Source organism: Pedobacter sp. MR2016-24 (genome assembly GCF_026239655.1).
GTDB lineage: Bacteria > Bacteroidota > Bacteroidia > Sphingobacteriales > Sphingobacteriaceae > Pedobacter.
The window spans coordinates 395,106-407,892 of sequence record NZ_JAPIVO010000003.1 but is presented as its reverse complement, the minus strand read 5'-3'; the positions used below and the strand labels follow the sequence as shown (position 1 = coordinate 407,892).

General features: G+C 40.8%; 14 protein-coding genes. 4 read left to right on the top strand and 10 right to left on the bottom strand.

The window, feature by feature from the left end:
• Positions 1-48: 48 nt before the first annotated feature.
• Positions 49-888: a hypothetical protein gene (locus OQX62_RS09505; protein ID WP_265831249.1), complete on the bottom strand. Its 840-nt coding sequence runs from the start codon at positions 886-888 to the stop codon at positions 49-51.
• 133 nt (positions 889-1,021) lie between these two features.
• On the opposite strand from OQX62_RS09505, the gene OQX62_RS09500 reads away from it, so the two are divergent.
• Complete coding sequence (locus OQX62_RS09500; RefSeq protein WP_265831248.1) at positions 1,022-1,834, top strand: oxidoreductase; 813 nt, start codon at positions 1,022-1,024, stop codon at positions 1,832-1,834.
• Positions 1,835-1,849: 15 nt separating this feature from the next.
• Positions 1,850-2,647 carry a helix-turn-helix domain-containing protein gene (locus OQX62_RS09495; protein WP_265831247.1) on the top strand — a complete coding sequence of 266 codons (798 nt, stop codon included), beginning with the start codon at positions 1,850-1,852 and terminating at the stop codon, positions 2,645-2,647.
• Between the two features lie 141 nt (positions 2,648-2,788).
• On the opposite strand, the gene OQX62_RS09490 is transcribed toward OQX62_RS09495, so the two are convergent.
• The 6 genes from OQX62_RS09490 to OQX62_RS09465 form a co-directional block, all read right to left on the bottom strand.
• A complete protein-coding gene (locus OQX62_RS09490) occupies positions 2,789-3,469 on the bottom strand; it encodes a hypothetical protein (protein ID WP_265831246.1) in 681 nt (226 codons plus the stop codon).
• Positions 3,469-3,894 (bottom strand): hypothetical protein, encoded by a 426-nt coding sequence (locus OQX62_RS09485; RefSeq protein ID WP_265831245.1) that lies wholly within the window; start codon positions 3,892-3,894, stop codon positions 3,469-3,471. Before OQX62_RS09485 ends, OQX62_RS09490 begins: the two co-directional genes overlap by 1 nt.
• A 16-nt stretch (positions 3,895-3,910) precedes the next feature.
• Positions 3,911-5,476 (bottom strand): S41 family peptidase, encoded by a 1,566-nt coding sequence (locus OQX62_RS09480; RefSeq protein ID WP_265831244.1) that lies wholly within the window; start codon positions 5,474-5,476, stop codon positions 3,911-3,913.
• Positions 5,477-5,541: 65 nt separating this feature from the next.
• Positions 5,542-6,351 (bottom strand): helix-turn-helix domain-containing protein, encoded by an 810-nt coding sequence (locus OQX62_RS09475; RefSeq protein WP_265831243.1) that lies wholly within the window; start codon positions 6,349-6,351, stop codon positions 5,542-5,544.
• A gap of 181 nt (positions 6,352-6,532) precedes the next feature.
• Positions 6,533-7,144, bottom strand: a complete 612-nt coding sequence (locus OQX62_RS09470; RefSeq protein WP_265831242.1) for a porin family protein — start codon at positions 7,142-7,144, stop codon at positions 6,533-6,535.
• A gap of 86 nt (positions 7,145-7,230) precedes the next feature.
• Positions 7,231-7,665, bottom strand: a complete 435-nt coding sequence (locus OQX62_RS09465) for a VOC family protein (protein WP_265831241.1) — start codon at positions 7,663-7,665, stop codon at positions 7,231-7,233.
• 162 nt (positions 7,666-7,827) lie between these two features.
• Between OQX62_RS09465 and OQX62_RS09460 the strand changes: the two genes are divergently transcribed.
• Complete coding sequence (locus OQX62_RS09460) at positions 7,828-8,508, top strand: hypothetical protein (RefSeq protein WP_265831240.1); 681 nt, start codon at positions 7,828-7,830, stop codon at positions 8,506-8,508.
• Positions 8,509-8,517: 9 nt separating this feature from the next.
• Positions 8,518-9,561: a DUF2931 family protein gene (locus OQX62_RS09455; RefSeq protein WP_265831239.1), complete on the top strand. Its 1,044-nt coding sequence runs from the start codon at positions 8,518-8,520 to the stop codon at positions 9,559-9,561.
• 105 nt (positions 9,562-9,666) lie between these two features.
• On the opposite strand, the gene OQX62_RS09450 is transcribed toward OQX62_RS09455, so the two are convergent.
• From OQX62_RS09450 to OQX62_RS09440, 3 genes are all read right to left on the bottom strand, one after another.
• On the bottom strand, positions 9,667-10,503 hold the full coding sequence (locus tag OQX62_RS09450; RefSeq protein ID WP_265831238.1) for an SDR family NAD(P)-dependent oxidoreductase: 837 nt from the start codon (positions 10,501-10,503) through the stop codon (positions 9,667-9,669).
• Positions 10,504-10,579: 76 nt separating this feature from the next.
• Positions 10,580-11,485: a helix-turn-helix domain-containing protein gene (locus OQX62_RS09445; RefSeq protein ID WP_265831237.1), complete on the bottom strand. Its 906-nt coding sequence runs from the start codon at positions 11,483-11,485 to the stop codon at positions 10,580-10,582.
• Between the two features lie 137 nt (positions 11,486-11,622).
• On the bottom strand, positions 11,623-12,654 hold the full coding sequence (locus OQX62_RS09440; protein ID WP_265831236.1) for an MAC/perforin domain-containing protein: 1,032 nt from the start codon (positions 12,652-12,654) through the stop codon (positions 11,623-11,625).
• Positions 12,655-12,787: the final 133 nt, after the last annotated feature.

Here is a 12,787-nt window from a genome sequence, read left to right as displayed (position 1 = left end):
TTAATTATCCATGTGACCCTCAAACCAGGTTTTGCTCAGCCGGTATAATTAACTTGACGTTTTGTTGCAACGTAATAGGCGAACGCCTATCAGGTAAGGCATAATGAATGGGATCGCAGGGATAGCTGCAAGATAACCCGCTGTAGGGAAGGGTTCCGGCATGGACGGTGGTAATAGAACCAACACAATTCCTAAACTTGCGATGATGATATACCAGCGACTGGCGCGAACAGTTAATAGATCGATTTTTTTGAGGGCAATGGCAAAGAAAATTGTAGCAAGGTATATCAGGGCTACTTCAATAACAGCAATCACATCAAAAAACATTTTAACCGGCACATACCATTCTGGCCGGTTACATTGTGGGAGGGTGACAAAATACCGGAATGCATCTGTAAGGTAATAGCCCCAAAATGCCATATTGAGTATAAACAAAGGAATTGCCACCCCTAATACTGTAAAACCTAATGTTGAGTATAGTCGTTCGCCCCGATTTTCCAGTTTAGTCCTGAGTAAAGCAAAACCCAGGAAAGCACTGAGACCCCCGCATATTAAAATTGTGTATCTGAGCTGTTGTGTTAATGCCGTAGCCACCCATGCTGCCATGTTAATTGGTGGCGGCCCCATACCGGCGAAAACGGAGAAGAGTATCCAGGGAATAATGAGGAGCAAAGCTGCACTTGTCCAGCTGCCAAATTTCCTTTCCCCGGCATTTGGATCGGGTTTAATAAATTGCCAGATGGCCAGCAGGAGTACGCAGACATTTACGGCCCATAATGGCAAATACAAATGTAGATCTACCTGTCCGACACCGAATCCAATGGCGGCTACCGCTGCTGGTAATAGGTATAAGTAAATCAATCCTGATATTTGCCAGCGGTTCATCATGGTCTTTAAAACTGATGCATAAAATTATCGATTTTTTCTCAGGAAATGAACTCCTCACCAAAGCACTTTGAACGTTTCACCAAACCTATGCAGACAGGCAATAACTAATTTTGCCTGTACAAATTACAATCATATGGGAAAGACAGTTTTAGTTACAGGAGCTTCAGCAGGAATTGGTAAAGCAACAGCAATTTTATTGGCACAAAGTGGGTACAATGTTTATGGTGCGGCACGGAGGATAGAAAAAATGGAGGACCTGAAAGATTATGGCATCAAACCTATTGGCTTAGATGTTACAAAGGAAGAAAGTATAAGCACTTGTGTAGAACAGATTTTTAAAGAAGCAGGGAGTATTGATATTCTGGTCAACAATGCGGGTTTCGGTGCTTATGGTGCAATTGAGGATGTTACCATGCAGGATGCAAAATATCAGTTGGAAGTAAACGTATTTGGCGCAATGCGTTTAACTCAATTGGTGCTGCCGGGAATGAGGCAGAACAAATATGGCAAGGTGGTGAACATTTCTTCTGTTGGCGGTAAAATAGCGTTTCCGTTCGGCGGTTGGTACCATGCAAGCAAATTTGCAATCGAAGCATTGAGTGATGCTATGCGGATAGAAGTGAAAGAATTCGGGATTGACGTCATTGTGATTGAACCGGGCGGAACAAAATCAGAATGGGGTGGCATTGCGGTTGAAAGTTTAATTCGCGTTTCGGGCAAGACAGCATACGCCAGATTGGTTACGGCTTTTCAAAAGTCATTTACACAAATGGCAGAGCATCTTCCCGAACCGATTATGATTGCGGAGCTGATAAAAAAAGGAATTGAAGCAAGAAAGCCGAAAACACGTTACATTGGCGGTTATATGGCGAAGCCGATATTGTTTTTACGTAAAATTTTGTCTGATAGAATGTTAGAAAGACTTATTATGAACCAGGTTAAATAACGTATTTTTACTGATATGCAAAAGGAGCAGTTGAAACGCAATATCATATTGCAGACGTGTCAGGGAGATACTAATTTCGGACATACCCACTTTGTGCATGAACATGTATTGGGTTTAATCACTTCGGGGATAGCTGAACATTATACACCAGAGCGTGTGACTACTTACACAGCAGGGACACTGTGTTTATTCAGGCGGGTTCAGTTAATGAAAACCATTAAAAAACCATTTGAAGGAAAGCCTTTTACAACCGTCAATATCTTTTTAGATCAGGAAGTTCTCAAAAAATACAGTTTGGAACATGATGTAGTAGCTGACGGGGTTTACACTGGCGATCCAAATGTCATGTTGGAAAATGACGAATTTATGAAGGGTTATTTCAATTCGTTAATGCCTTACTTTGTACAACCGGATAAACTGACGCCAACATTAGAGCATATCAAAACGATTGAAGCTATTGAACTGTTGTTGCGCACTCCTGCATTAAAAGATTTCCTGTTTGATTTCAGTGAACCACACAAAATTGATTTGAAAGCATATATGAACAGGCATTTTTCATATAACGTTCCGTTAGCACAATTTGCGAAACTGACAGGGAGAAGTCTTTCTACATTCAAACGGGATTTTGTAAAGATTTTCAATTGCACGCCTGAAAAATGGTTGCAAAAACAAAGATTAGCACAAGCACATTTCCTGATCGCACAAAAGAAGAAACGCCCGTCTGAGATTTATTTAGAGGTAGGATTTGAAAACTTATCTCATTTTTCCACTGCATTTAAAAAAGAATTCGGTGTAAATGCTTCATCGATATAGTATTTTAAAGTAAGCCGGCTAATGAGAACCTATTTTCTTGCCGGCCATCTGTACTTGGACCTTAATTTAAGGTTTTAGATGTAGCAATATGCTGAATAAAACGGCGGCCGTCTTAATGCATGTAAGATAAGTAGATCATTACTATTTGATTTTTTTAAACAGCAATCTCGCGTATCTGAAATCTGTATCACTTTCTTTTTCCCTGCTTCTGTAGCAGATCACCAGGCTGGTATTGGTTTCCCAGGCGTATTTTGTGATATACATATTATTATAAGAGATGCGATAAGGCTCGCTGAAACCTGTGGGGTTCACAAGAGAAAGGTAAACATCCTGACTTGGGGGACTCACGTCGGCATGTTCTTCATAACGGTTAAATGCGGTGTTGAACAAAATTTTACCATCAGGCGATACGGATGGCATACCTGCGAGTGTATTGGTCTTCCCTGTTTTTTTGTTGATCAGGACATAGTCTGTACTTTCAAAAAGATGCTGTTCAACCAGGTAACAACCTAATACTTTTACTTGCCCGAGATAGCGGAAGGACTTTCTGTCTTCATCATATGGAGTGCCTTTGTTATCCTCAAAAACTACTTTCTTTCCATTGGCCAGAGGCAGCTTGAGCGTCCCGTTTTTCTTGCTGTAAGTATATGTATCTCTGGAAATCGTTTTCTTACGGACTTTAAATGCGCTTTCAAATGTAGCTGCATTTATAGGCAATAGTTCAATAGCCCAGGGATTGGAAGACTTGTCTTTTTGGGCATTGACCGTTGCGGGGATGATAAATAATAGGGCTAAGGCTATGGAAAATAGTGTTTTCTTCATCAAATTGTCTTGTCGGTTTGATAACCGGTATAAAAAATAATAAACACCAGCACACTGCCTGTCAGGATAAACGGATAGGATTGAGCTATCGTAGCGATCACTTCATCTTTTGTGCTGTAGGAACTCCAGGAAGAAACCCTGTCATTGAACAGATTCCAATTGATGATAAAGGCAATGAACAGGAAGATTAGGGATACGATCACAGAAAATAGGGTTTGATTTATTCTTGCTTTGATCAGGAACAACAAAACGAAAGGAATCACCAACAGGGAAAATAAGGATAAGAAAAATGTATCTTTCAAATAGGAGCAGCTCAGGCAACTGGCTGCAGGCTGATCCGCAAAAGTTCGCATGGAGAGATACGTGCATACAAAAATCAGTAAGGAAAATACAATACTGCGTATGATGATCTTGATATAATGCATATAGTCTTAGCTTCTCTTAATCTTCCAGCTCAAGCACCTTACGGAACATGGGGTCATGATTTAGCAAAAAATCCTTCCCATACAGATCTGCCGTAGTGGTACTGCGTAAATGAAGATTTTCAATAGTGTAAGATACGGGGTATTCCACGTGATTCTGAAAAATATCAGTAACGTTTTTGATGCCGGTAAAATCGATTTGAGGTTCTACTCTAAATATAAATTTGCTATAGGGCAGCATCTTGATCAATACATCTGCCTGCAGCCCGCCTAAGAGATCAGGTGTTTCACCAATACTGATCAGCTGCTCACTGTTCTTAGCCAGGCTGGACAGATTACTGGCGGATGAATAGATATACCGGTCCTGGAGGATGTATATTTTTCCATCCAACGCGTAGGAGGCGCTATCGGGTACAACGAAATTAAAGGATTGTTTAATGTAATACATTTCAGGAGCTTCCAGCTGAGCTACGCCGGGTTGGAATGTTTGGGTATTGCTTTTTAAGATGGAATCCCGGTTGATATGATAATGTTCCCGTATAGCAGGACTAAAATTCCGCGCCACGATCACATTCTTTTTCAGGGTATCCTTAACCAGCATGCTCAAAAACTTGTTGTAAGTGTTATCACTTCCGCCGCCGTTTCCTCTAATGTCGACCACCACGCTTTTTATCTTTTGATTGCGCATTAAAGCTTTTAAACGAAGTTTGATGCTGTCACCTAATTCTTCTCTCATGGCCGGTATTTTGGCATAGAATATTCCTTGTTCAGCAAAATAATGGGTGACTAGTGTGTCGGTCTGGCTGAAATAACCATAGGTATTCATCTTTTTTTCAAGGTAGCTTACTGTATCTGTTTTGGAGATATTCAGCTGATGCTGTTGGTTTTGCTGATCGAGGAAGGTGAGCTTTAAAATTCCGTTTTTGTAAATTTCGACGGGCCAGTAAAAGTTTTCATCATAAACCCTGTTATTGACCCTGTCCCAGCGCAGGGGTGAAGACAGTTCTGTAAGTGTGTTCACAAACTGATGGATATCTTTGCCATTGCAATTGATCAGTCGCATCGCGGCAGGATACTGTTTTCCTTTATAGCTGAATGGTAATAAGTTATAGTAGGATCCTTTGGTATAGATCAGATTGAGATCGACTTTTGAATAGAAAGTATTCTTGAGTGATTTTACATATTTATACATGTTTTGTGTTGAGGCACTGTCGAATGAAACATGACCTGAAGGGATCCAGTATTTCTTTGCAATATCTAGCAGGACAGTGTTTAATTGGCTGGTATGCCCGTCCTGTGCAGCGTTAAGTGTTTTTTTAAGGATATGGAGGTAAGCTTCCATAGTGGTATTCGCATTGATCTGCTTTCTGAGCTGTTGGGCATGCTGATTAAAATCTATTCCCCGCACTTGTTTGTTGAAATAGATGACGGGACTGACCTGTTTAATATAGGAGACTAGCGTATCATGCTCCATCAGCATTTGCTGGTATGAAATTGTAGGTAATGCAGTGTGATCAGCAGTCTGTGCGCTGGAAATGGACAATGCTGAAAAGTAAAAGAAAAAGAGGGCAAATATGGATCTCATGTGCTTGTTATTTTACACAAAGAAACCCATACTGATTTGCTGATAATTGTAAAAATGGAAACTATTCAGATAAAGAGCCAGATATTTTCATTGTCAGTGTTCACTGTTTTAAAGAATGCGCCCGGAGCGAGATGGGATAACTCCTTAAAATCTTTGATAAAATGCGACTGGTCATAAAACAAAGTTTCATGGGATAGGGCTGATAGATTTCTTGCATGGTTGCGCATTTGCATGGCATTCCTGAAACGATGAATTTTGCGGTATTCTGTCGGACTTTTCCCTAAATTTCTGGTGAACAGTTTATTGATGTACTGGCGGGTAAAGTGGTGTTTTTCTGCAATCTCATTGATTTTAATTTCCTGCTCTACAGCGGTAAGGATTTCCCTGAGCAGCACAAAATCTTTGTCGCGTAATTTGGAAAGCCAGTAGCTTTCCAGTTGGTCAATTTGCTCCTCCCTGGTTTCACAATTGAAAATGTCTTCCATTTTTTCCTTGAAATCCGGGTAGGGATTAAAGTGCTCCAGGTTTTTTCCGTTCAGGAGGAAATCCAGGTCGTCATCAAAGAAATGATTCAATCCTAAGGGTTTAAAATACAGGGTAATTTCACTGCTGGGGCCTTCATAATAGATTTCTATCGGGTTGGTGTAGCGGAACACGAGGTTGGGACTGATCTTCTTTTCTTCTGATGACACTACCGCTATTTTATTTTCGCTGAATACCACATTGGCATTCTGGCTGATGGAGAGTATGGTATAGTTGTTCGGATAGGTCCTGTAGTTCAGTGATTTGTCTGTTTGATCATCAGTAATAAAATAGTACCCTTTGATATATTGTTGTAAGACTGGGTTCCGTGGCTTGTAAAATGCTAAATTCATTCAATTCTTCGCTTAGGTAGATGCAGAGCCTGGCGGTGTTGACCCAGGCAGTGACTGGATACGATGAAACCCTGATTGTGGTTTCTCGCGATGAAAGGTTTATCACAGAGGTGCGTTGTGATAGAATCATCACGCTGTAAAGTAGTTGAACTCAGGAGAGTTCAACTACAATCTGTAAATTTTAAAGTCCGAATACTAAGCCTGCATTGAGACTGCTTCTGCTATTTCTGATCGAATTTCCGGTGTTGTTCTTAAAGGTATCTGTCAAACCGCTTTGTCCGTCAGATTCCAGCACAATCTTGATCTTATCACTCACCGGTATTTTAACGCCAATTCCCAGCGCCAAACCAGCATCGATACTTTGAGTAAGTTCTTTAATATCAATACCAAATCTTGATTCTTTAGCACTCATTAAAAAACCAACGTAAGGACCAAAATTCAGGTACCAATTCCTCTTTTTTCCGAAATGCCAGTTTGCCATAACCGGAACTGTCAGATAATCAAAATGGTAATCAGTCAAAAAGCTATCATCTTCATTAATGAAGTATCCGCTATTCCAGCCTTTCTGATCGTAGGTAAGTTTTGCTTTGATGCTCCATCTGTCGGAAAAGAAGTAATCTCCGAAAGCACCGGCATTGAATCCAACCCGGGAATCTGAATTGTTATTTGTTCCGCTGGTGACGGTGGACAGGTTCAGACCGACGTTAAAGCCATATTCAAAATTTCCTTTTTCCTGTGAAAAGGCGGTTGAGCAACTTGCTGCTACTAATAAAATGGTAAATAATTTTTTCATTTTTGATGAGGACGTTAATTGTATGTTACGAATATATACAATTTCACCATAACTGCCCTATGAAAATTTAAGAAATTCGGTTAAAGTTATCCGGTATAAGTTGGATCAAATTCCACAATCCACTCAATACCATATTTGTCCCTGAACATTCCGGCGTAGGTGCCCCAGGGACTGTCGCCAATGGGTCCTTCAATTTCTCCGCCTGCTGAAAGTCCGTTAAAAAGTTTTTCTGCTTCTTCCCGGCTGTCTGCACTGATGGATATTTTAGACCTGTTTTCGTTTTCGCTCACTGGTCCCATAAAATCCGGAACATCATTAGCAATTAACACATTGTGCTTTCCTATAGGCAAAACAATGGTCATTATTTTATTGGCATCTTTTTCTTCTACCGGAAATTCATCGTTGGATAAGTCTTTGAAACGAATGATTTTGGTGAAATCACCACCAAAAACTGATTTGTAAAAAGTGAATGCTTCCTCCGCATTTCCATTAAAGTTGATCCAGGGATTGATTGTTCTCATAAGCTTATTTTTATTTGCTGAATGAATTTACCAGTTTTAGCAGAATTGTACGAATGTTTTTACCTATTTGCTGAATAAATACTTTGGATTTTTCGTGGTCTCTATCTTAATGATGTTATATACTTCTATCTTTATCATCACATCCTATAATTATCAGTAAATATGAAGATTGCCGCCGTAAATTTCGTCCTGTTTTTAGCCACGATATCTTGTACTTCAAAAGCAAAAAAGCCTGCAGCTGATACTACTACAGTGAGTGCAGCAGCAGTTAAAACTGAAAAGTTCGATCTGGCTAATCTAAAGATGAATGAAAATATAGATGATTTGCTGAAAGCGAATGCATTATCATGGAAAGAAGGTAGTGATAAAGAATCGACTGCAATGGGCTTTGAAAGTTTTGCCACCTCCAAACCGGAGCTCCTGGTTTACGATAAACAATCGCTGGCGGGCGGAGCAGGGAAAGAAAAAAATCTTTTGGTCTTACATTACGGACAGGAGACACATCAAATTGAAATGTATGAAATCAGGATATATGACGCTGCTCAGGCTGGTTTATTGGCGGGTAGCCTGCAAAAAAAACTGGGGAAACCTATTTTTATCAAAGACTCCGGTTTAAACAAATCAAGTATCGAATTGGATGAAAATGGGGATGAGGTTAAAGGTGAACGGAATGATACCAAATTCCAGGTTTGGGATGATACCAGGACGGGCTTGTCCTATTTCCTTTTGGAGAAAAAAACGGGCAATACAGTTGTTTTTGAAGAATTGACGGTGATCAACAGGAAAAGTGAAAATGCTGCCATGTGGATTAAATTCCGCGGTTTTGACGGGTATAAAAAATAATTCTGTACAATGAACCCTATCGGCATCACCAAACTTCATCACTCCCCCTTTTTTATTTTGTTACTTGTCGTGACATGTTTGTCTGCCTGCCGGCAGCCTGAACCGGAGCAATTTGAATGGCTCCCGGGTGTCGATGCTGCTGAGGCCTATCCGATTAAAATTATTGATGGACAATTTAAATCTTTGAACGGCTATAGCCCGCAATTGCCAACTTCCGATTTCGTTAACAGTGGTTGGGGAGCAACAGGAGGAATCATGGCTGTGGGTCCGGATAAAAGAGCTGTACCCGACAGTCTTTCGATCACCTGGCTCTCTTTTGCGGAAAGAAAGTTCTATAAGGGAAACTTCGTTTTACCTAAAAAAAGACTTACTGAGTTGTTCAGGGAAGGATATGTATATCATGAGACCAATGCGAAGGAAGAATACAATTACCTGGTTTTAGGGCTTTCACCGGGAGGCCATATTGTACTGTGGATTGCGGGCGGAAGGAAACAGGTTTTAGTAGCTGCTTTTAAGGCGGCTGAAGTCAAACTCAGTGCTAAAGATGTACATCCTGATGACAGGTACCTGTTTCAGGGTAATTTCATTACAGAGAGTTATGAACGTAATGTGCCGCTAAAATTGCGTGATAGCATTAAAGTTCATGGAGTAGTACCGGAAATTTTCCGGCAATGGCAAAAAAAATATAGCTGGCATTTCAGGGTGAATGACAATAGGGTAAAATTTGATCAGCTGGCCGTGACTTATTTAAATGCAGAACTAGAACAGCTCTTTGGTACTGCCCTGTTAAAAAATGGTAATGCACAACGGGCAGTTCCCAAAAGTCTGTGGGTGGTTTGGTTCGACCGAAAGCAACAAAAAATGGCTACAGAGGTTGTGTTCGATGAAACAGAAATCAGGAATGCCTTTTCAAGCCTGGCAGAAAATACCAGCGCAGAATTGAGTTGCGTGGTAGATCCTGAAGAGTATGCCATATCTGTGTTTTTAAAAACCGGAACGAAAGAGATCAGGTTGAAAAAGCAAAGTATGGTCACGACCCTTTTGGAAAAATAAGCTTACATCTATTGATGATGAGGATTTTAGTGCTGCTGAACTGAACTGAAACGACCGGGTAATTAGCATACTCACCCAATCGTTTCAGGCATTTAATCGACTGGTTTAAGAATTAAAATCGGTGGACCGGGCAACTGCTTTCCAGGTTTCCATCTCTGTCGTTAATTGCGCTATTTTACTTTTTGCGCGATCGAATGCGTCACTGCCCAAAAACAAGTTCACTGCGGGCTGTTGACTACCGACTAAAGCTAAAAAAGCATCAGCAATTCGATCCGGGTCTCCCGGCTGTGTGCCGTCCATATGGTTCATTTTTTCATGATATTCCCGCAAATAAGCATAGTCCTCAATCTGGTTTTGATTGTAGGCGATAGCATCTGCCTTAGCAAAATTTGTTCTGAACCACCCCGGCAGCACATTGGTGACCCTGATGCCCAAAGGTTTCAGGTCATTCGCCAGTGCTTCTGTCAACCCGCTTACTGCAAATTTTGCAGCACAATACATCGACCAGCCTGTACCTGGTGCAAAACCTGCAATGGAGGAAATATTAATGATATGTCCTGACCGTTGTTTTCGTAAATAGGGAAGGGATTGTTGTACTACCCGCACAACGGCAAAGAAATTGACTTCAAAATTTTCCTCAATTTCTTCTGCAGTGAGTTCCTCCAAAGCACCGCCAAGGCCATAGCCGGCATTGTTTATCACAACATTGAGCTCACCGAAGTGCTCAACGGTTTTCTTTATGGAATCTGCAATTGACTGCTCACTTTTCAAATCTACTTCCAGCGGTAAAAACTGATCTCCCGCTGAAGATAGGTGGTCAAATGCAGCGGTTGACCTTGATGTAGCCGCAACTTTGTGCCCTTTGGCCAGGAGTTTTTTTACCAGGGACAGGCCCATTCCTTTGGATGCTCCCGTGATGTACCAAACTTTTGTATCGCTCATAATTTTTTATTGATGTACAAAGTTAGGCGGTATCGCAAAAAAGGATTTGCTGATATCATACCGATTTTTGTCACATTCAAACCTTACGGAAAGCAGAGGGACTGAGTCTGGTTTGTTTTTTAAAGAAGTTGTTAAAATGCGCCTGATCTTCGAAGCCCAGTACATAGCTGATCTCAGCAATATTCCAGTTGGTATGTTTAAGCAGGGCTTTGGCTTCGCTGGTAAGCCGTTCAAAGATATGGTCGGTAGTGGTGCGGCCGGTTGTCTTTTTGATGGATCTGTTGAGATAATTGACATGCACTGCAAGTCTTTCGGCGAATACTTTGGGAGAGCGCAGTTCAAAGCGCTGAGCAGTAGAAGCTATCGGAAACTGCCGTTCTAAAAGTTCTGTAAACACAGCGGTGATGCGTGACCCTGCGTCCGGATGCTGGAAAACATTCTCCGACGGTTTGAGCTTCATCGTTGTGTAAATCAATTCGCTCACATAAGTCCTGATCAGCTCATACTTATAGTTATCATCACCATTCAATTCTTTCTCAATCTTTCCGAAAATAGCTTGTGCCACCTGATTTTCGTCCTCGGTTAATTGAAATACAGGTTGCGATCCGGCGGCAAATACGGGCAGCTCTCCTAAATTGAGGCGAAGATTTTGCTGAAAAAACTCATCCCTGAATACGCAGAAGTAACCTTTGGTTCCTTTGATGACCGGCTCGTAGGTGTAGGGGACTTGCGGATTGAAAAACAGGAGTGTATTCCCCGAGACCGGAATGCTCTTATCACTGTAATGGAAAACATTATTTCCCTGGAACAGCATAATCTTATAAAAATCCCGGCGGATGTAGGTTGGTGATGAAGTTCCCGTGCGTACGAGATCTTCGATCCGGAAAACATTAAACTGACCTGCTGCTTTACTTAAATTATCAGAAAGCTCTTCAAACTTGTGTTTGTAAAATTCTTCCAGGGATTCTGTTACTTTGGCCATAATTGTAAAAATAGAAAATAGTAAAGAACCGGCGTTAATTATGAAATAAAAGAAGCTTTATAAAAATGCGCTGGCCCCAAATAGTATCTACAATTTGGGGCCAGCGCATTTTCAGGAAACTTTAATTATGCTGTTTGCTAATTTATAAGCTTTACTGCTCTCTCTGCAAAATACTGGTCGAGGTAATTTGTTACTTCGGCTTTTTTAACTGGATTATCAATAAAGCTATCCAGACGCACCAAACCGTCTCTATAAACGCCTATAAACCTTGCGTTATCTTTTGTGGCAGAATTCCACCAATCGATAATATTTAATCTTAGGCTGCTGTTTACAGTTTCCGGTTTTAACTTAGCTATCTCGCCGCCAACGGGATTGTAATAGACTCTTGCGGCAGAATTTGCATTTAAGTTCGATAAATTAACATCATCCAAATAGCCATGCAGCAAACTAAATGTTCGTTTCAAAGCGTAACGTAAGCCTTCGGTTGCGATCTTTTTCCTGTTCTGCTGTGGAGCCTCTGCCTGGTAAAAAACTTCAAACTTTGAACCTAATTTTATGCCGGTAAGCACATGTGTTCCGTATTTATGAACGAGGTCTTTAGCGCTGAGTAGATCAAGATCTTTTTTAAAGTCAGCAGTCAGATAATTATTTACTTTGTCATCGTAGAAAAGATAAAATCTTTTGGAGATCGCATAATTGTAATAGTATCCATAAATGTACTTCTTGTCAGTAGCGGCGGTTTCCGGAAAGGCATTTACAATCGTATTTCCAAAAAGTTTCAGACCAGCAGTTGGCTGATAAGAATTAGACAATTGCGCCGATAAATTAACAGCATCTTCTGCTTCAAAGGTTTCCCATGAGCCTGATGTCCCACTGTCCTGGAGAATGTAATATGGGGAACTGGCTGCATAAGTCGGAATATCAATCACGCTGGCCCTCACCGCAACTTCGCTGTCGTATTTATCCGCAGCATCATAGCCAAAACCTAAAAAATTGTAAGTTACATCAGCTTGGTGCAGGGGTTGAATCGCCGAGGTTGCTCCCTGAACTGCCAGTTCAATATCCGGAGATAGATTTTCTTTTACTTCAGGATTAGCTGGTTCATCAGCATTCTTCTTACATGACGAGAGCACGGCCAAGACTGCCATAAATAGTAGTGTTTTTTTCATTTGGTTTTCATTTATGTGTAGCGAGCCACTGTCAATTTTTGTGCCATAGCTTTAAAATACTTAACTCTGTTATAAAATTGTTAAGTAAAAATACAGATTGATCAGATGGCTTATGACTTCTGTTGCTGTAATA